The organism is Mucilaginibacter sp. SG538B, from assembly GCF_013376065.1.
GTDB classification, from domain to species: Bacteria; Bacteroidota; Bacteroidia; order Sphingobacteriales; family Sphingobacteriaceae; genus Mucilaginibacter; species Mucilaginibacter rubeus.
In genome coordinates this window covers 1-21363 of the sequence record NZ_JABMJI010000005.1, presented here as the reverse complement: position 1 = coordinate 21363, position 21363 = coordinate 1, and the positions used below count along the sequence as shown (strand labels likewise).

Sequence of the window (21363 nt, the reverse complement as noted above, 5' to 3'; positions counted from 1 at the left end):
AACTCGATGATTATTAAAAATCACCTGGCTATTGAACCAGCAATTTCGAATAAAGATTTCCGGAAGAAGAATGTGTATTAATTATATATACACCCCGTTCCAACTTATTATTAAAAGTAACTTGTATCCCCGCAGCGCCAAACTTATCGGTCGTAAACGTTTGTGTTTGGATCAATTTACCGCTTATATTACTTATCGATAATTGAACTGGTTCATTCACGGGGAAATTTGCAGCGTTAAGACTAAATGATGCTCCGAAATTTGGGTTAGGGAACACAACAATTTTTTTGGTGGTGATAGGTGGTCCCGCAGGCGCGATAAATGTGGATGCCAATGAGGCAGCCTGTGTGCTCACCTTAAACAGCTCAAGACCGGCCAACGCAACCCTATTTGCGGTCGGGTCAAATTTTACACTTAATGAACCGTCGGTTACAGTGGTAGTAAAATCTTTAACCAATGCCGTACGGTATCCAACCTCACTAAAAATATCAAAATTTTGCAATCCTACTTTATTTTCTATTGTCGTATTAAAGATCCGTGAGCCGGGTGCCGTCCAAAAGTTCTCTACAAAATGTAACCTTAGTAAGTAATCCCCATTTGTTACCGGGATCTCATATCTCGTTTGTGCTTGATCTGCCGCTGCCGACAAATAACTTATATACAATGAATCGATATCAGTTCCGGCAACCCCGGTAAGTACCTGTTGGGAATCAAATTTGATCGATCCGGAACGATAATTTTTGTCAGCTTCATAAACCTGATTGCCGATAGTCAGGTTTACGTCAGAGCCCCCTTTAATGCGTTTTACAATACTAACCGTGCTATTTGCATTATTGGCTATAGCGTATAATGGCACCCTCAATGGTGAAGCATTACTATTATAATTTACAAGCAAGGCAGCATTTTTAATACCAACAGAAGCAGGTGTGTATTTAACGGTAAGCGTGGTAGTCGCCTGCTCGGCCAAAGTAGCAGTTTTTAATGCACTTACAGTAAACTCCGAAGCATCCGGCCCTGATATAACCGCGCTTTTTAATGTAATTGGCGAATCGCCGGTGCCGTCCGGATAGGTAATACCCTGATTTTTTATCGTTACTACAAATGATGAAGATGTACCGGTTTTAATGGGGTCGAAATTAACAGCCGTGTTGGGTAAGGCCGCCAATTCAGAATGATGCAGCGAACCAGAATCCGGTTTAATATTATCAACGTAATAAACATTGTCCTGGTAATCATAATTGGTGGCAGATGTACCTAAATAATCGCAATCTAAAATATAGGCATCCGGAACAATGTTACCATCAGGTCCATATACCTTTAAAAATCTTATGCCTATAAGGCCGTTGAAATTTTTAGTACGATCAGAATATGATGTACCAACTTTAATTCCAAAAGATCCCGATATGGTGAACGAACCTTGTGCCGACCCTTTTGTTGTATTTGTTAATCGCGGCAAAACAGATTGCCCATCCAAATTACTATGCGTAAACAATGTGGTAAGCGTGTTCGATCCTTTTTTGTAATAGGCAAAAGTTTCTACCGCCGAGCAGCAACCGTGATAAGCAGCAAGTTGATGAACCGTTATCGGCTTACTTGGATCTGCAATTACAAAATACCCCGCGTTTACTTCGCTCGAATTAGGAACCCTTGTTGTGCCGTCTATATCGCCGTCATCATGCCCATAGCCTGTACTGGTATTAAAACCAAACGCCGTTATTATTTGCTGCGCATAGGGTTCGTTAGTACTCTCCCCTGCCACTTGCCATATCCCACCTAAGACAACCTTTTTTTGCGGACTGATACTATCATTACTCGCTATAGTTAAAGTATCATTAAATACTTTAAGCCTTGTGGCCGCATTTTGGGCTATGAATTGCACAGTAACATCCGCATACGATAAAGGCGCTATACTTATAGGGACAACACTGTTTGTATCTGTATTAACAGATGCTATTTTCCAGGCTGTACTATTTGATAAAGTAAGGTTACTTAACACCAGGTTGCCTGTACCTTTATTGTTTATCCGTAACTTCACTTTATCGTGATTGGCATTATAAGCAGTGGTATCCGGGCTGGTTCTTCTCCATGGCGTTTGAATACGTGAAAACACCAAACGATCATTGCTTGGAAAAGCATCCGGGTTGTTCAATACCATAAATGCACCCGAAGAAGGGACGATACTAAAGTTGTAGGCGTTTGTAATTACCTGGTTATTGTTACCATCCGTAGCTTTTACCTGTATTTTGTAGGCACCGGTAGCTGTTAAGAAAAATGGCACCGTATAATTAACATAGGCACCATTATTTATTGAATATTGCAATGAACTTAAGCCCGATCCACCAACATCGCCCGCTGTGATGTAAACCCGCACCAGGTCATAGTAAACGCCGGTTGACTTTAGCGAACCAACCGTTCTGACACTGGCTGTAGGCGCCGTGTTATCCGTTACGGCACTAAATGGAGCAAATGTCAGATAGTTCATTTTGGTATTAGTACCGCCATTGGCATCGATAGTCAATTTCCCATCGCTTACCTGCACAGTTGCATTTCCTGATTTGTACTTATTTGAAGCTGAAGGCGTGAAGTCGCTTATTGTAGGTAAACCTTCTACATTAATTTGATGGTTGCTGTCGTAATAGCCATCATCGCCCGCGCTTACTGTTACATTATACTTTCCGTTTGGAACAACATATTCCCAGGTACCCGGATTTTGCCCGTTGGTGCTGGCTTGCATCTGAACTACAGACCGCAGTTTTGCATCGGTTGTGCCTGTACGCAAGCGCATATTGGCACTTAGATCTATAGGAACCTTTGTTACCGGGTTAACCCACCCGTATTTTCTTGTCGCATCATAAGGCAAGCCATTATCTGCAGTGAAACCTGCCGGAGCAGTTGAACCGGCAGGTAAAAAATCAATATTAGTGGTGATTGGAACCGCAATGCTACTCACTGCAAAATCGTCAAAAGTATATGTAAGTGCCGTTGATGAATTACGATGGGTTGCAAAAACGCCTGCAAATTGCTCCCCTGTTGTTAAGCCTGTTCCGGCAATATTTAACCCTGCAATTGAATAAGCGGCGCCCGTGCTTAAATAATTTACGCCGTCTACAGAGTAAAAGCCCTCCGCCGTATTGGTTGTCGAATCGATTATTAGCCTTAAGCTAACAGTTTGAGTGTTCAATCCGCTAATTACTGACGTGATCCGTTGGTCCGGGTTAGTGGTGCCGGATACTGAACTGGAAACATCGTTAAATTCTTTTCTTAACTCTATTTTATTGCCGCTAATATCCAGTTTGAGATAGGTTTTATCATTTAGCCCATACCACAACCCCGCCTGTTGTGATTGGGTACCATTTGCGGGATTTATTATTTTTACGTCTAATCGCAATTTTGATACTGCAACAATTTTAACCCCAAGTACATTCAACTGGTTATTGTTAGTAAGCATGTCTATGCCTTTATTGGTAACCAGTTGAAGCCTGCCTCCTGTTACAGTTATCTTTGAAGGTACATAGCCCGGAACCGATGGATCAGTAGGTGTACCATCTTCAGATAATCGTGTACCTGAATAACTATTAACCGTAGTAAAGCCTGTACCTAAACCATTTTTATCAACAATGGAGGAGGCTACGCTGCTGGTAAATGACAAGCTATATGGCAAACTCACTGTAATTGCCGAACATGGCAGCGTACTAATAGGTATGCACCCATCAGCTGCCTGAATCAAAACGCGATCGGTAATACCTTTGACAGAGTCTTTCACTGCTGTTCTATCTGCTCCATAAGCAATGCCTATCCCGAGGCATAATAAAATTAAAACACTGTAACACCGCTTACTTATTGAGCTGTCAATTAAAATGTACCTGTGTTTTTCCATGAAAAAGGAGATTTAAATTTATTAGCGTATCTTATGATAATTATTGACTAAAAAACATTACAAATTGCTTTAATGCTATCCACACGCCACAAGATCAACGCTTACCCGACGCATACACAGTGGGTTTGGATTGTTCTATATCTTTTTTATTAGCTTTTAACAGAGTTATTTGTGAAATAGAGTTTGGGTTCTCATTCCAGTTAAACTCACTGATATATAAATTGCCGGTTATGGTATCTTCTACTAAATCCAACGGATTGGCAAATCCGTTCATCCCTTCAAGCCCATAGTTACTTGCACCGGTTGCAGCATGAGTTATGTCATAAATGTGATCATCGTTAGATGCCCCTTTGTTATTTTGCTTTAGCATCGATCCCGGCTCTAAAACCATAATATCGCCACCACCGCTAAACCTGCAAACCAATAATTTACCTTTAAGGGCCCCGTTAAAATTGTTGCTCCGGTATTCGATCACACCATTTGGCGATTTATTAAACCCAAAATCGTATGCAGCACCCCTGTAATTGATATCAGGCTTTGTGTTTGACTGGTAATTAGGATTATCCACCGAACCACGGTTAATTACATATTCGCCTCTTAAAGGGTTAGGATGCCCGAAGAAACCAACCGGTTTGTTAGGATTTACCCTGAATAACCAATCATGCTGAACCGGCACGCTCCTGGTAGAAGGTATTTCGGCACCGGTGTAGTATGTACCATCCGGTCTCCTGGTTCCTTTTACAGATGCTGGTGAATTACCACCACCGCCTGACCCATTCGCCGGGACATATAACTGGCCGTTGGTATGCCAAACCATATCATACGCGTTACGTATGCCTGAAGCAAAGATTGTAAGCGGCGCTGTTAAGCAATAAGGATTATAAGTACCGTCTGGTAACTTCAAGGCCAGATCAGATGCCTGGTTTATCAGGCCCTGATTAGCAGTTGTTTGTACATTAAGCGGCAACTTTACATCTCTTATTTTTTTTAAATCAAGCCTTAAAATTGCTCCGGCCAGCAACGTTTCATCCCTTTGCCATCCCTTGTCATATTCGCCGGCCGAACTATTGCTGCCTACTGATATATACAAAGCGCCATCCGGACCAAAAGCCATACTATTTACCATATGATCACGTGTTGAGCGTGGCAACCTGGTAACCATAAGCTGCTCATCTTTCAGAGCATTACCGCTTAGCCTGGTTATGTTACCATCAAAAACCGGGGCTGCCGTAAGGCCCGATGAGGAAAAAGAAACCCAAGCTACAAGGTTTGATGACGTTGAACCCGGATCGAATGTTAATCCGATGGCGGTTATTTCACCATATTTTGCGACAAGCGTATTGATGAGTGTCATGTTGGTTAACATTCCACTTGTATGGTCTACGTCAAACCGCTCTATGCTTCCGTCCATTTTCAAGGCGTAAAACTTCCCGTCGGGCCCAAAAGTTAGCGAGGTGTATTTTTTATTCTGTGTGCCGGGGATAGAAATTTTGGTAAAAGAAGCATTCAGAAGATTGGCAGAATCAACGGGCGCTGAAGCAGTTGAAAAAGCAGTTTCAAAAGGCATAAAAGATGTTCCCGCATATGACTTTACGCCGCTTGTGATAACAAACTTATAAATGGTGTTGGGTTCAAGCGGCTTTGCAGGCGCAAAACTGATCGCATCGCCGCCACCCGTACCTTGCACATTTCCAGCCACTTCTATACTTTCACCGTTGCTTATTTTCAGGAGTTTTACGGTTTCGTTGGTTATTGTTGAATTATTAACCCCTCCTTTTACTCCTTTGGCAACAGGTATAAACAGGTTGTTGGCCGCTATAGTGATATTATTGTAGGTTACGCTTGAGCCATTTATTGGTGTAGCGGATATAACATACGGCCGTTTATGATCTACAACCCGCAAGGCTAAATTTATAACGGCATTACTGTATCCATTGGCCGAAACGTGTACAGAGGCTGTATAAGTACCTGTAGGCATTGCTCTTGCTGCCGAATAATCAAAAGTTATAACTGAATCTCTCTCTTTAACATTTTTTAATTTGTTTAACCAGCCTACCCCATTGCTTTCCTTGTCATAGCTTGTTGATACTTCGTACTTTATGTTAGTGTTTAATGAATTATGGATATTGACGTCTATCGTATTACTGTCTTTATTATTTTTATCAACCAGAAGGTTTTGAGAACCTGCTGATAAATAAACATATGGTGATATGCTAACGGGATCAACTTCTACATAACAGATCTTGGTATTGGTACCTCCTATCGCATCTATCGTTAATGCGCCATCACTTACGGTAACAGTTACGGTAGAGGTTTTAAATCTCCCGGGGCTTCGAACGCGTCCCATCGGCGTGAAATTATAAATCGTTTTTACGCCTTCAACATTTATACAATCCTTTTCGGCAGCCCTGCCAACTTCTCCATCTCCAACCGCTACGGTAACTTTGTAAACTCCATTTAGCAGTTTAAGCTCCCAGTAGCTATCTATTTTTTTCCCCTTAAAAATTCCATAAAACAGCGTATTAATATCATTGGCCTGCATATGTACAAAGGTTGACAGCAGAACATCTTCTGGTTCATTTCTCGCACGTCCGTTACCGGTTATGTCTACCGGTTGCCCGTTATCAACACGTTTCCAGCCATACATTAACTGCGATCCCTCATACACACCCGGCCTGTTTTCAAACTGGCCGCCAAAATCTTTAAGCCACCCCGGAGGCGGTACGGTTTTTTCATCCTGAAAATTTATCTTAACAGGCTCTATAACGGGGTTCTCGGCTATGCAAAGCAGTGATGAAACAAGTTTTTCATCATGTTTATAAATTGAAGGCTTAATTACTGTTTCATAATTACTGCAAAACAGGAATACGATACAGCCAAACGCTGTTAAATAAATTAAATAAACTCTTAAACTTTTTTTTAAAAACCGCCTCATCTAAAACAATCTTTATAGTTATATAGCTGCCATTTGGCAGCTGTTTTATTAATTGCCACCATCAACAATTATTTTGGCATACTTGTAACCGGATTTGTATACGGCCCTGATAATGTAGAATTTATTAAGCCCCCGCTGTTCCAACTCGAATTTTGTATTTAAAGACCCTTTTTCATCTACCTGGGCTTTGTTTGTTTTGAGTTTCTTGCCCGTCATATCAAAAACATAAATCGATACAGGCTCATTTGGCTTGAAATGAGATAGCTTAACGTTCGCTATTCCGTTTGTTATGGGGTTAGGATAAGCCTGCAACACACGTTCGTCGCCACTTGCAGCCACCGATTTAAATTCATCAGTACTTTTTTTGATGATAACCGAATCTACATGCGCAGAATTATCTATTTGAACTGTTTTAGTGGTATCGTCAATGCTCGTTACTTTTAGTAAGGCATTTAAGCTGCCATCGAGCTTAGTTTTGGAGTTAACCTTGAAACTTAAAGATCTGTTTTTATTAAGCACAAGTAGTGACCGTTCAGATGGCAGTTGAATATTGCTGATCGCAAAACGTCCGGCATCACGCCCCGATAGCCGTATATCCTTGATCATTAATACCCCATCTCCTTTATTAGTCAGTGTTATCTGGTATTCTTTATCATCGTTATCATTAACAGATGAGCGGGACACGGCACTAACCGCCAAAACCGGCATTGGCGGAGCAGGGCTTGAAACCTTTAATAAGGTTATCTGCGAAATAAGATTTGTATTGTTATTCCAGTTAAATTCGTTTACATACAAATTCCCATTTACTGCATCTTCCACTATATCAAGAGGATTTGCAAAGCCCGACATACCTATTAAGCCACTGTTACTTGATCCGGTGGTAACTTTTACTATATCATAGATATGATCATTAGTTTCGGAGTAAGTAGTTTTAGTCATCGCGCCGGGCTCCATCACAATGATATCACCACCGCCGCTAAACCTGCATACTAATAATTTCCCTTTTAAAGCGCCGTTAAAAGTGTTGCTTTTATATTCCAAAGCACCATCCGGCGAGTTATTTAAACCAAAGCTATATGCCGCCCTGTAATTGGAATCGGGATTAACCGTAGGTGAATAAAGCGGGTTATCGGGATATCCCCTATTGATAACATATTCGCCGCGCAACGGATTGGGATGACCAAAAAAACCAACAGGCAAATCGGGATTTACCCTGAACAGCCAGTCGTTTTGTACTTTTACACCAACGGTAGCGGCAACTGCCGGCCCGTGATAAAAACTGCCGTCAGGTCTGCGGGTACCGGCAACGGATGCCGGCGAATTACCTCCACCGCCCGAGCCATTGGTTGGCAAATACAACTGCCCGTTGCTATGCCAAACCATATCAAAAGCGTTGCGCACCCCTGAAGCATAAATAGTTAGCGGCGAAACCGTGCTATAAGGATTATACGTTCCGTCAGACATGGCAGCAGTGTTGCCGGGAGCGGCGTTTATCACCGTTTGGTTAGAGGTAGTTTGCACGTTTAGTGGTAAAACAAAACTATTAAGCTTGTTTAAATCCAATCGTAATATAGCCCCTGATAATAATGTTTCATTACGCTGCCAGTCATTATCGTAAGATCCGGCCGAACTGTTACTGCCCTGGCATATATAAAGTGCGTGATCAGGTCCGAATGCCAAGCTGTTTACCATGTGGTCGCGGGTTGACCGAGGCAGCTTTGTTATTACCAACTGTTCAAATTGTAAACTATCTCCCCATAATTTAGATATGTTTCCATCATATGACGGGGCCGCAGTCAATCCGCCTGAAGAATGAGAAACCCATACAATTACGTTGCTTGAGGTAGACATAGGATCAAAGGTTAAGCCAATAGCTGTCCGCTCGCCATATTTGGTTACCAAGGTGCTCATTGTTTTATCCAGCGTAAGGGATCCGTCGGTGTGGTTCATTAAATAACGCTCGATCGTTCCATCCAGGCGCAGAGCATAAAATTTACCGTCGGGGGCGATAGCTAACGAACTATACTTTTTATTCTGTGTTCCTGCAATGGGCACCTTGGTAAACTGAGCGTTTAAAAGAGCCGACGAATCTACCTGCGCAGCATCGGTAGTAAACGTCATCTCATAAGGCACAAAAGGGATGTTTGCGTACGATTTTACTCCCGAAGTTATAACAAACTTATAAATGGCATTAGGATCTAAGGATGCCGAAGGCGAAATACTGATAGCGTCGCCCCCACCGGTACCTTGCACAACACCCGGCACTTCAATATATGATGTATCAACAAGTTTAAATAATTTAACAGTATTATTAGTGATGGTGCTGTTATCCACACCGCCGTGATACCCGGCAGCCACAGGCACATGTAAATTATTCGCGGCTATACTAACCAAATTTAACGGCACTTTCGTTGCCCCGTTGGCCGGCGATGATGATATCACATAGGGCCTTAAACTATCAACAACATTTACCTGCACAATAAGTGTACTGCTCGTAAACTGTGGCGCTTTCGCCGTAATCACGGCTTTGTAATTACCTATTGGTAAGTTTTTTGTGGCAGTATAGTTAAAGAAAACTTCGGGTTGCACGCCCGTTTGCGAGGGAGTAAAAGTAAGCCAGTTATTATTCACGCCTGTATAACTTGCGCTAACGGTGTACGATGTTGCCTGGTTATTTGAGCTGCCTAACGGTATGGAGAATGTGCTTACATCTTTTGCTCCTGCATTCACAATCAAATTTTGATTGCCCTTGCCCCAAAACAAATACGAACTCAAAGAATATGGCACTATATTAATATAGTTTATTTTGGTATTTGTACCGCCATCTGCTGTTATAGTTAGTTTTTCGTCATTAACGGTTATGCGGCTGGTTACGGCCTTAAATCGCCCTATCGAGCCTTCCTTACCAATCGGCGAGAAGCGGTTTATCACATTAACGCCTTCAATATTTAACGAATGAAACTCGGGTGCCGAACCCACATAACCATCACCAACAGATGCCGTTACATCATAAATACCATTGGGAACCTTAATTTCCCAAAACGATTCGACCTTGGTGCCGCTAAACGATCCGCTGATGGTATTGGCTTGCATATGAATTAAGGTGGCCAACAATACGTCTTCGGGGTTATTTCTATTCCGGCCATTACCGGTTATATTTATCGCCGAGCCATCAGATTTTCGTCGCCAACCAAATTCCAACCCACTCCCCTGTAATGGCGCTGTACGCAGGGCATAGCCCTGGCCATAATCTCTCATATAATTTACAGGCGGAACTGTTGCCGGGTCTTGAAAATTAACATTTATCGGTTGTGAGAATTGACCGTCAACTACGTTAAGGTTTACCAGTAATGTTGCAGATTTGTAACCGGTGGCGGCGCAGGTAACGACAGCCTGATAACTACCTGCATTTGTATTTGAATCGATTGCGTTGGCACCAAAGGTTAACAGGTTATTTTTAGGTTGTGGTAAATTCAACCAATTTGCATCTGTTTTAGTTAGCGTGTAAGCTGCCGGCAAAGCAACGTTTGAAGTAATATTCACTGTTTGCGGATATACCAGCCCTTTTTTGATTATTGATATATTGAGTATGTTTTGAGAAAAGGAAAGCACTTTTGAATTTGAACCTATATCGGTGATCGAGAAGTCGTCAAAACTATAGGTTACCGCCCCGCTGGCGTTACGGTGCGTTCCAAAAATGCCTGCGTAATTTGCATGGTTAATTATACCAGTACTATCAATACTGATATAGGGCGCCGCATAGCCCGTCCCAGTGCTTAAAAAATTTACCCCGTCGGTTGAATAAAAGCCTTCTGCTGTTTTGGCTACAGAATCGATCACTAACCTCAGGCTTACTGTTTTGGCACTTAAAGCCGTGATAGTTGGCGTAATACGTTGATCCGGGTTAGCAATACCAGATATTGAACTGGTAACATCATTAATCTCTTTTCTTAATTCAATTTTATTATTGCTTACATCCAGTTTAAGATATGTTTTATCATTTAATCCGAACCAAATACCTGCCTGCTGGGCCTGTGCTCCATTCACAGGGTTGATAACCTTCACATCTATCTGTAGTTTTTTTACCGGATTAACCTTTACACCCAAAACATTTAGTTGGTTGTTATTAGTTAATATATCAATGCCCTTATTGGTAACCAGCTGTAAAATTCCGCCCATTACGGTTATTCTTGATGCTTCATAACCAGGCATGACTGGGTTTGACGGATTACCATCAGCCGCCAATCTTACACCAGAGTACTTGTTTACCGTTGTAAAACCTGTTCCCTGGCCATTTCTATCAATAATAGTATTGGGGACTGAGGCATCGAATGATAATTTGAAAGGAAGGGTAACGGTAAGGGCACTACAGGGCAATGTGCTGATACTGCTGCAGGTATCCGGTTTTGTCTTTATCCCGCCGCGCAAAACTTTATGATTAATAATACCGGTAGCCGCGCTGAGATGAATAAAGTTTATAAGCAGCAAAAACAATATGGGGAAAAATCTGGTCATATGTTCTGTTTTTTATGGTCGATCATTAATACCCATTTGAGTTGTTATTGATAACTACCTTTTACAATAGCATAAGAGATAACTTCACCGCCTTGGCTAAATCATTTTATTTGTAATACCCTCGATAGCAATTTTACCTATAAAATGACATAAAAAGCCGATATTAAGCATCGTTGATGCTGAATTGTATAAATGTGAGAAACTAATAAGCAACAGCGACCCGGACAAGAAATGTAGTAAATGCTTTGTTTGTAATAGACTGTAACATATTTTCTATTCTGCTTCTCACCATTTCTCATGTTCATACACAAATTTCCCATCTTGCACAATCCCGTACCAGTTTTCGTTTATCTTTAGAAACAATTGTTGTGAAGAATTAGTTGAACACACATTTGAAACCAACCGGAAATCGCTTAAAAAGATAAAATCTTTTACAAAAATGGATCAGATTGAAAAGAAATGGCTTGTTTTATACACACGACCGAGGTGGGAAAAAAAAATCGACCAGGCTTTAAAAGATCATAGCTTCAAATCATTCTGCCCCTTGTTACGCGTTACCAGAAAATGGGCAGACCGCTTAAAATCTGTGGAAATACCACTTTTTCCATCTTATACCTTTGTTTTAGCCAATAATTATGATATCGCTAAAATTATGCAGATATCAGGTGTGTTACACGTGGTGAAGCACTGCGGCAATCCGGTGGTTATTACAATTCAGGAAATTGAAAATATAAAATCAACAATACGCACTTATACAGATATTGAGGTTGTTTCAGTGCAGCCTTATAGATTAGGCGAGCAAATAAAAGTTAAAGATGGTTTGTTATCCCATCACCAGGGTATTGTAACAGCTTACAACGGTAGGTTGGTTATTTTGACGATTAAAAGTCTGGGATTTGCATTAACTGTTAAAATCAAGCCGGAGCATCTGTCTCGGGTTGGCGAACCGTTGCAAAACCTCCGTGCATATCAACAAGTTTGATCTGCGTTTTTATTTATATACTCATTTGAGTAATTTGTATAACCTAACCTCCAAATTTCTACCGGCATGGACAAGCATTATGGGCAAATAGTTGAATTAGTCATCAGAAAAAAAGGGGTCAGTATAAGCCAACTGGCCAGAATGACAAACATGAACAGAAGATCTGTTTATAATTGGTTCAACCAAAAATATTTAAAGCAGGAAATTATTCATGAAATAGGTATATTAATTTCGCATGATTTTTCCGCAGAGTTTCCTGAATTATTTAGAAAAAGCGATTTTATGCAAACACTGGGTGGTTTTCATAGCGATTATCCGTCCGAAAATGCAAACGCTATCTGGAAGGACAAATACATTGAATTACTTGAGAAATACAATACCCTATTGAGAAGCAGGGTTGAAAGTAACCGGCATTCTTAACCGGTCATAATCATTTCAATTGCAATTACCCTTATAGGGTCCCTTTTTTTATAGCCATCCAACTAATTAGGCTCTAAAGGCCTGATACTTGTGCACCAGGCCCTTTGGAGGCGGATTCAATTAAACCTTATTAAAAATATTTTAAACTTCAATTAAACTCTCGGGGTATCAGCACCATGTTTAGTATTATGGTACCAGAATCTGTGATTGCCATGGAACATTAACCTTTTGATTGACGGTGTTGTGAAAAATTTGCTTCTCTTCCCTGCTATATACATCCATTTTTATGCTTTGGTCCTTATCTGTCGGAGTGATAGAAATTCCGAGCTGGTATTTGGTTTGATACCTGAAGCTATATGTAGCTGTTGTTGAGCTAACAGTATAGACATTCATTTTTCCAACTTCTCCAAACGACACGTTACATTCTCCGCCGCAAGTTACTACAAGTTTGCCGTAACCATAATAGCTGCCTTTATTTTGTATATCCTCATCTGATAACTTTCTACATCCTGAATTTGCAAAAAACGATACGGCCGCTAAAAATAAACATCCCACTCGTTTAATAAATGTAGTTACATTTAAAGCATTTGCACTCCCTTGGCTTAACATCCCTAACTTTAATTTTTTGTCTAAAATTTCCATAATCTTGATCTTTTTTTAGTAAAAATAGTACATCAAAACCAACGAAGTACCTCATACACAAAAGTGTATAACATTATGAGAATAATTGTAAATCCAACCCAGCATATCTTAATTGTATTTATAAATGAAGACCAATAATGAGTTTTAGTACTTGCTTCCCGCTTAGAAAACGAGAAACCACCACAAAAAAGGGTCATTTATGAGCATATTATTGTATCAAATTGCGAGGTAGTAAATTGTAGATTTTCGTTGTCGCGTTAGTTAAATTTGACTTCCATTGATATTTTAACCTTTTACGCTACCCTTATGGAGGCATTAGTTACATCATTAGTATTATTAAATATAATTGTCTATGTCTATAATAAACAACACAGGGATGTGCCGTAATGTCTGCCAATATTTTTTAATTAGCTATCGAACCACCAGTAATGTAAATCTTTTTTGACCATTTATAAACAACAAATTATAGCCAACTATCAATATCTTAAATTTATGGAAAAGCATCACGGGCAAATTGTGGAATATAGAGTAAGAAAAAATGCTTATTGTATTAGTGATTTAGCCAAAGCATGCAACATAAATCGGAGATCAGTATACAATTGGTTTAATTCTAAACGCCTAAAGGAAGAAATCATTCTCAGGATAGGATTAACAATAAAGCATGATTTCTCGCACGAGTTTCCGGAATTTTTCAATAGGGATGATTTTAAATCTATCCATCAAATGCAGGATGCCCCGGTAATTTATATCAGTAATTTTACACAAAGCCAAAATGATTTTTGGAAAGAGAAATATTTACACTTACTACAAGAATTCAATGACCTGATCCTGCAAGACCGTGCTTACCTGTAGTTTCCGATGTATTTATAGTTAAATGTCGTTTTTTTCGATAGGCTTAGCCGTAACATTACAACCTGCGTAGTACGTATGCAACTGTTAAAAAAAGCAGTAAAACGCGTGTTAAATGTTTTTAAATTTTACGATAATTCTAACATCAGACAGCTATATGTTTAAGTTAGACAATTCAAAATGCTTAACATTGTAAAGGAAATATATCAGTCAAAAATTTCAGAATTATAACAGACGATGTACTTAACAGTTTAAAGGCCAGGAGGACACATTGAGTCAGGTAAAATAAATTATTAAATCATTAATTTATGGGAGGTTGATGTCTTTAGTATCTTTATTTTACCGGCAATGCCATTACAAAGAGCGTCACTTAATTTTAACATTTTCTATATAAAGAACCTCATCCTGATAATCATAATTGGTGCCTTTTGCACCTAAATGATCAGCACCTAAAATAAAGGCGTTTGAAATAGGTGAGCCGTTTAAATCGCGGGCTTTCCATATCCTCAATCCAATTTTACTCTGAAAGTTTCGTTTTCTCTCCATATCAGATTTGCCAACTTTTAAAACAAACGGATAATCCGGTTTAAAACAAACTGAATTTACACCCATATTATAGCCATTAGGAAACAGCATTTGCCCGGTGCGCGGCATTGACACAAACAAAGGGAACATTTTATTTTTTGCAGGATAATAGTAACAGGCAGAATCCAGAGCCTCGACAGAACAACAGCCGTGATAGGCGGCTATCTTAGTTACCCTTACGGATTTATTCTGGTCGGCAACAGTGAAACAGCTACCTGTAACCTCGTCAGAAAAAGGAACAAGCTTATCCCCATTTAAACCGTTGTCGAAATTTTTAAAGCCTATTACGGTCCCGAAGCCTAACGTATTAACCACTCTTTGCAAATCTGGTTCCCAATCTCCCTCTACTTTATATTGCCATAAACCATTTAGATGAATATTACGGTATGGCTCCGTTTTACTGTCGGTTTTTAAAACCAAAAGCCCGTTTGTATTGATACAGGTAGCGCCTCTCAATTTCTGATAATTGAAATTTCTTGATTGTACAGCCAAAAAATTTTGAGCTTTAAGCAGATATTTCCACCACGGGGCTTTGATGCGCTGTTCGATCTTAGCTGCGGTGAATTCGACTGTTATGTATACATGGCCTGAAGGCGTGATTACTAAAGGATAAGTACTTTGTATTTTGTCATCCTTTTTTATTGATTTAATATGCCAAAGTTCATCGTCAGATAGCGCCATACTGCTGATTATCAAATCAGAAGACGCATTATTGGTTAAACAGACCGTTACTTCCTGATGGTCGAAGGTTTTTTTGCGGATATCACTACCGGCAATACCGGATTTATGCACAAATGAAAATGCGAGAACATCATTATCAGGCAAGCCGTCTAGATTTTCAATTATAATTTTGCTACGCTCGTTAACTGGTGTTAAAACCGAAGAGAGCAGAATTTTTGACATAGTTAAGCCGTGATCAGAATTTAGCGGTGAGAAATCTTTAAAATTGAACTTAAGAAAAACTGCTGTAGCTAAGTTAACTGCAGCTAAAAATATCAGCGTGTAAAAGGCAATTCTTTCCTTCCTCGAAAAAATTAACACTATTGCCATAATAACCAAACTTACCCCTCCAAGAACAAGGGGAACAAATGTATTTATTAAAGCGCCCAATTCGTCTTGTTCGACGTCAATAGCAGTGCAAATGCCATAGGAAAACGTTATAATTATCAAGAGGAAAGACAATATTATTGGGATTGTAACGCTTTGGTATCGGGGTCTTTCCATGTTTCAAATGAATTGACTTAATTTACATCATTTTATATAATTGCTGTAAGTTTTCTTTAATAACAGGCTTTTTTTTTCAATGTATGCTTTTTTATAATCTTTTGATTAAAAATATCCCTGACATCAATAAAGTAATAACAAATTAATTATCGTTAAATGAAATTCAGCAAACACCCAGTAGCTGAATCGTTTGTATTCATTATTTTTTTAACTCCCAGTTAAAAACAGCTATTAACCCACAGTTTACTTTGCGTCAATTCCTTATTTAAATAAGATAAAAGACTGATTAACAAAATATTATATATACAAAACGCCATGTATGGGAAAGTCTTTTTTTGTGGGCATTTTTGTATCATAAAACATTCACCAGATCCGGTAATCGTTAAAACACTAAACTTTATTTTCGTTTTAAGAAAATAAACACAATGAACGGAAAAATCTTAAACCATTAGCTTTTAAAAACGGTATTTCTTCATTTTCGGTCGGAATTTTGTATTGTAAAAATGCAACTTATAATTATGGAGAAACATAACGGGCAAATTACGGAGTACATAGTACGGAAGAACGGTTATAATATCAGTGACCTGGCACGGGCATTACAGATAAATCGCCGCTCTTGTTACAATTGGTTTCAACAAAAAAATCTCCCTCCGCCAAATATCCGGAAGATAGGTCTTGTTATAAGACACGACTTTTCGAAAGAATTTCCCGAATATTTTGTTCCCGCTGACTTCGTTATTTCAGAACAATCTGATTTATTTATCAATAATAATTGTTGCAATGGTGCGGATAGGATAAATAACTGGCAAAAAAAATATCAGACGCTATTAAACGATTTCAATAGCTACCTGCGTTCTATCGAATTTAATGAATTAGCAGATGAGGGGGCAGATAAACCCCGGGACGACTTTAAATAAATAAATTACAGGTTTCACAAATCACTTGTTCCCCGAATAATTTGATGTTTTAGTTGAGTTAAAAGCTTATTAATGTCATAACCTTCGGTTTCTGCAACTGTCTCCGCCAGTACTTTCTTATAATCCCCCGCAAACCCTTGCCAACATTAATCCGACATGAAACAATCTTTATTAATCGCATTCATACTTTTATTGGGTAAAATCGCATTTGCTCAAAAAAAGCACCAACACTTTATGAAATGATTGGAAAATTGTTATCGTCCATGATAGCATTTACAGCGCGAAAATCTATTAGGATTCTATCGTTGTTCTATTGAGGCGTCTTCTTCAGCCAGCTAATTTTGATGCATCATTCACCAAAATTCGAGCTTATGAAAACGCTGAAAATGTTCACCCTTTTAGCAGCCATTCCTGGTTAGGCTATGGTTTTTCAAGTATGATCTTCATTTTGGTGAGTTTGGTTTCCTATCTGACCCTGCAAAACCTGCTAAAGATAGCATTCTGGCTTAATTGCATTTGCCAGGTGAATTCATATTGAATAAATATCAAATGCTTTTTATTTTCATAAATCCCTGTCGTAGCCTGGATTGCCGTATGAGAACTTGTCAGTAGGCAATCTGGTAAATACCTGTTTACCAAATTGTATACCACTAATAATGTATCTCACTCAGGACCACATCAGATTCAACTAGATCCCGGCCTCCGCTAAGTGCTTTGTGGCATCATTACTCCGACCGGAGGCTTTTCACCGGGTTGGTCAATGCGGCTTTGATGCTGTGATAACTAACGGTGAGCAAAGTGATCAGTAACGCCCCGGCACCGGTCAATGCACAAACCCACCACGACAACCCGGCACGATATGTATAACGCTGAAGCCACTGATGCATGAAATACCAGGAGAACGGACCGGCGATGAGCAGGGCGATTCCTACCAACATGACAAACTCTTTTGACAATGAGCCCCAGATGCTCATTGCCGATGCGCCCAGTACCTTGCGGATACCGATCTCTTTGATCCGCTGCTCGGCTACAAATGATGCCACACCGAATAATCCAAGGCAGGATATGAAAATAGCTAGCACAGCGAAGACAGAAGCGAGTTTACCGGTACGTTCTTCCGCTAAGAATTTTTGCGCATATTCACTATCCACGAATTTGTAATTGAAAGGCGCTTCCGGCGCAAATTTTTTAAACACCGCTTCGATCCTGGCCAATGCACCGGCAACGGGCATGCCCGCCCTGAGTTTTAAATTGATCACATTGAATGACCGTTCCCGGTCATCCATCAAAAATACAACGGGTGTCACCGGGTCGAAGGGCGAATTCATCACCATGTCTTTCACCACACCCAGTACCTTCCAGTCTTTACCGTGCCATTTGATGATTTCACCTATCGGTTCTTTTAGACCCATTTGCCTGATGGCCGCTTCATTAAATATAAAGCCCGAGGAATCACTCAGGAACTGCCTGGAGAAATCCCGGCCTTCCTTCATTTTCCAGCCAACCACACTGCCAAAATCCGGATCGATCAGCACCGTGCCGAATACCTCCTGTCGGTTGGGGTCTTTTCCTCGCCAGCTCAGGTTATCCGCGCTCGACCAGACCCCTGTCGTCGGATTGCCCGATGGGGATACGCCGGACACCGCGCCTGTGTTCATCAGTTCCTGACGGAAAGCGCTATACTCCTTGATTGCATTATAAGGAATCGATACCAGGTGGTCCCGGTCATAACCTACCGGCCTGTCTTTTGCGAATTCAATTTGTTTGAAAACTACGATGGTGCCGATGATAATGGTGACTGACACAGCGAATTGAATGACCACTAATATTTTTCGGGGCATGGCGGCAGCGGGCCCCGCTTTGAAAGTGCCCTTTAATACTTTTACCGCGTTAAATGAAGATAAGTAAAGCGCCGGGTAACTGCCTGCGATAAGCCCTGTACAAAGGCAGAAACAAAAGCAGATCAGCCAGACCAGCGGGTTTGTCCAGATCAGATGCAGCCGCTTACCCGAAATATCATTAAACAAGGGCAGGCTGAGCCACGCGAGCAGGATGGCGAACAGAAATGACACGGCAACAATCAAAAAGGATTCGCTTAGGAACTGCGCCACCAACTGACCGCGCAGGGAGCCAATGGCTTTGCGTATGCCCACCTCTTTTGCGCGCTTTTCGCTTCGCGCTGTGCTCAGGTTCATAAAATTGATGCAGGCCAGCAGCAGAACAAATAAGCCAATAATGCCAAAAAGCCATAAGAACTGCAGCCTTCCCGGCACGGCAACGCCGTCCTTAAACTCATAAAGATGCCAAGCCCGCATCGGAAATAAAGTCAGCGCGGGCTTCGTAGGATCTTTCCTGCGTTCATTGAGGAGGTATTGTATTTTATGTGTTACTTGCTGCAACTGGCTTCCCTCATTCAGCAAGGCAAAAATCTGGTATGAGCTGTCGTACCAGTTATTCATGTCATTGGTACTATTAAACAGCAGACGGATTGGCGCTATAAACTCAACATTGCCAAACTGCGTATTCTGAGGCAAGTCCTGATACACTCCACCTATCTGGACCAGGTAATTATTGCTGATCTTTAAGATTTTGCCAATGGGATCGGCGTTTCCGAACACCGAGCGGGCAAGCGATTCACTGATGAGTATGATACCCGGTCGCTTAAACGCTGTTTTCGATCCCTTCACCACATTCAGCGTAATAATATCGGTCATTGCAGGCTCTGCGAAACAGCCGGTACGGGAAAAGGCGTGGTTTTGGTAATTGATATTCTGTTCGTAGGTCACTGCGGCGGCGACAGCTTTAAAGTCGCTGCCATACTGGTCACGCAATGCTGCTGAAAGCGGAAAGGGCTGTGAAGCCTGCGTTGCCAGGCCGCTGCTGACGTTCTTGTTGGCCAGCACTTGCACGATTCGTTTATAATTCGTGTTAAATTTGTTGAACGACACTTCGTCCCAGATCCATAAACCGATCAGCATGGCCACAGTCATCCCTACGGCAAGGCCGCTGATATTGATGAAGGAAGAAACTTTGTTCCTGGTCGTATTTCGCCAGGCAATTTTCAAATAATTTTTAAACATATGATTGCGGTTTACCTGGTCCGAAATTACCACTGCAGGCCGGGAACCATATGTCAAGTTATAAGATGACAGTTGTTTTTTATACGCCGCAGGGGTTTTTCCGGTCACCTGCTTGAATGCGCGATGAAAGGTGCTGGGCGAGTTAAAACCAGAATCGAAGGCTATGCCCTCCAGGGTAAACTCATCAAAAGCCGGATCCTGCATTTTTTGGATAACTTCGGCTACCCGGCGTTCATTGATAAAATCGTTAAAGCTCTTTTTCAACCCCTGATTGATCAGCCGGGAAAGTTCATGCGTGGTCAGCAGCAACTTTTCGGCAAGGCTGTTCAGTGTCAGTTCCGGGTTCCGGTGATAGTGACCGCTTTGTACCGACCTTTTTAACCAGGCCGCCTCACGCTTCAGTTCCGACCGGCGCTGGGTAACTGGTACAACCGTCGCTACCGGCCGGGTCACCGGTTTAATGATTGACATCCCTGCCATGCGGATCAGCATTGCCGCTGGTAATAGGTAGCAAGGCGTATAAGTTAAGTTTAACCGGTAAAAAAACAGGTTGACCATACCGTAACCTAACGCTAATAGTACAGCAATTCCTAATAGGCCCAACGAGATCTGAACGTTTTTCAAGCAGTTACGATAACGGTCACCTTCCTGAAATTGCTGGGCATTATAAAACCAAGTCACGGCACGGCTCGACAGGTATAAATAAACGCCGGCAGAACAAATGGTAAAGCCCGGGCTCAGGTCCCGGCCTGCAAGTTGCAAGGACAGTTCCGCCAGCGCAGGAACGAAATGCAGAAAATCCTTGTAGCGATTCTGTTGATCCGGCTGGGTTAGCTGACGCACATAAAAGTAGAGCAGCGGCCCGATTGCCAGTGAAAGTTTGAGCGGCCATAGCTGTCCGCCCATGACCCGGATCAGCCAAAAGCTTACACCAAGAAGTGCCAACCCCAGAAACCTGTTGGCTTTTGTCTCGGGCCCCTTAATCAGCCATAACAACGCTGCAAAAGCCAGCCCGATAAATACCAGGCCGACCAGCAACATGTCATCTAAATTCATATGCAACTGGTATCCGTTCATTCCTTTTCTCGCGTCAAGACATATTCCAAACTAATAAGAACCTGATCAATAGTATTTTAAATTAAATGAATTCAGGACAAATGTAACGAAATCGCACAATAGGTGTTCGTTGAAATAGGATGATTGACCCGTCCTGAAATAGCTATACAGATTTGAGAGTAAATCCAGAAGTTGCCGGAATCGAACACAAATCGTCCGTTTTCGTTACAACCTGTTTTTGCTACCTTATCATAAATAATTAATTTTCAATAATATTCACC

10 protein-coding genes are annotated in these 21363 nt (G+C 41.0%); 4 read left to right on the top strand and 6 right to left on the bottom strand.

The annotated features are described in order from the left end of the window. Positions 1-28: 28 nt before the first annotated feature. From FHW88_RS23545 to FHW88_RS23535, 3 genes are all read right to left on the bottom strand, one after another. Entirely contained in the window at positions 29-3877 is a 3849-nt protein-coding gene (locus tag FHW88_RS23545) for a malectin domain-containing carbohydrate-binding protein (protein WP_176628113.1), read from the bottom strand. A 94-nt stretch (positions 3878-3971) separates the two neighbouring features. After that, positions 3972-6812 carry an Ig-like domain-containing protein gene (locus tag FHW88_RS23540; protein WP_176628112.1) on the bottom strand — a complete coding sequence of 947 codons (2841 nt, stop codon included), beginning with the start codon at positions 6810-6812 and terminating at the stop codon, positions 3972-3974. A gap of 48 nt (positions 6813-6860) precedes the next feature. Next, a complete protein-coding gene (locus tag FHW88_RS23535) occupies positions 6861-11327 on the bottom strand; it encodes an Ig-like domain-containing protein (RefSeq protein WP_176628111.1) in 4467 nt (1488 codons plus the stop codon). Positions 11328-11766: 439 nt separating this feature from the next. Between FHW88_RS23535 and FHW88_RS23530 the strand changes: the two genes are divergently transcribed. Together FHW88_RS23530 and FHW88_RS23525 are read left to right on the top strand one after the other, a co-directional pair. Beyond that, a complete protein-coding gene (locus FHW88_RS23530; protein WP_176628110.1) occupies positions 11767-12309 on the top strand; it encodes a UpxY family transcription antiterminator in 543 nt (180 codons plus the stop codon). 150 nt (positions 12310-12459) lie between these two features. Next, positions 12460-12729, top strand: a complete 270-nt coding sequence (locus FHW88_RS23525; RefSeq protein WP_317171382.1) for a hypothetical protein — start codon at positions 12460-12462, stop codon at positions 12727-12729. Between the two features lie 186 nt (positions 12730-12915). Here the strand turns inward: FHW88_RS23525 and FHW88_RS23520 are convergent, their stop codons facing one another. Further along, positions 12916-13371 carry a hypothetical protein gene (locus tag FHW88_RS23520; protein ID WP_176628108.1) on the bottom strand — a complete coding sequence of 152 codons (456 nt, stop codon included), beginning with the start codon at positions 13369-13371 and terminating at the stop codon, positions 12916-12918. Between the two features lie 492 nt (positions 13372-13863). Between FHW88_RS23520 and FHW88_RS23515 the strand changes: the two genes are divergently transcribed. After that, complete coding sequence (locus FHW88_RS23515) at positions 13864-14223, top strand: hypothetical protein (protein ID WP_176628107.1); 360 nt, start codon at positions 13864-13866, stop codon at positions 14221-14223. Between the two features lie 363 nt (positions 14224-14586). Here the strand turns inward: FHW88_RS23515 and FHW88_RS23510 are convergent, their stop codons facing one another. Further along, on the bottom strand, positions 14587-15708 hold the full coding sequence (locus FHW88_RS23510; protein ID WP_176628106.1) for a hypothetical protein: 1122 nt from the start codon (positions 15706-15708) through the stop codon (positions 14587-14589). Positions 15709-16547: 839 nt separating this feature from the next. Between FHW88_RS23510 and FHW88_RS23505 the strand changes: the two genes are divergently transcribed. Continuing rightward, positions 16548-16946, top strand: a complete 399-nt coding sequence (locus FHW88_RS23505) for a helix-turn-helix domain-containing protein (protein WP_176628105.1) — start codon at positions 16548-16550, stop codon at positions 16944-16946. A gap of 725 nt (positions 16947-17671) precedes the next feature. Here the strand turns inward: FHW88_RS23505 and FHW88_RS23500 are convergent. Beyond that, on the bottom strand, positions 17672-21082 hold the full coding sequence (locus tag FHW88_RS23500; protein WP_176628104.1) for an ABC transporter permease: 3411 nt from the start codon (positions 21080-21082) through the stop codon (positions 17672-17674). Positions 21083-21363: the final 281 nt, after the last annotated feature.

Bases quoted from the DNA above. Each gene is read 5' to 3' on its own strand.
- FHW88_RS23545 (WP_176628113.1), bottom strand. From the start codon at position 3,877: ATGGAAAAACACAGGTACATTTTAATTGACAGCTCAATAAGTAAGCGG.
- FHW88_RS23540 (WP_176628112.1), bottom strand. From the start codon at position 6,812: ATGAGGCGGTTTTTAAAAAAAAGTTTAAGAGTTTATTTAATTTATTTA.
- FHW88_RS23535 (WP_176628111.1), bottom strand. From the start codon at position 11,327: ATGACCAGATTTTTCCCCATATTGTTTTTGCTGCTTATAAACTTTATT.
- FHW88_RS23530 (WP_176628110.1), top strand. From the start codon at position 11,767: ATGGATCAGATTGAAAAGAAATGGCTTGTTTTATACACACGACCGAGG.
- FHW88_RS23525 (WP_317171382.1), top strand. From the start codon at position 12,460: ATGAACAGAAGATCTGTTTATAATTGGTTCAACCAAAAATATTTAAAG.
- FHW88_RS23520 (WP_176628108.1), bottom strand. From the start codon at position 13,371: ATGGAAATTTTAGACAAAAAATTAAAGTTAGGGATGTTAAGCCAAGGG.
- FHW88_RS23515 (WP_176628107.1), top strand. From the start codon at position 13,864: ATGGAAAAGCATCACGGGCAAATTGTGGAATATAGAGTAAGAAAAAAT.
- FHW88_RS23510 (WP_176628106.1), bottom strand. From the start codon at position 15,708: ATGTCAAAAATTCTGCTCTCTTCGGTTTTAACACCAGTTAACGAGCGT.
- FHW88_RS23505 (WP_176628105.1), top strand. From the start codon at position 16,548: ATGGAGAAACATAACGGGCAAATTACGGAGTACATAGTACGGAAGAAC.
- FHW88_RS23500 (WP_176628104.1), bottom strand. From the start codon at position 21,082: ATGAATTTAGATGACATGTTGCTGGTCGGCCTGGTATTTATCGGGCTG.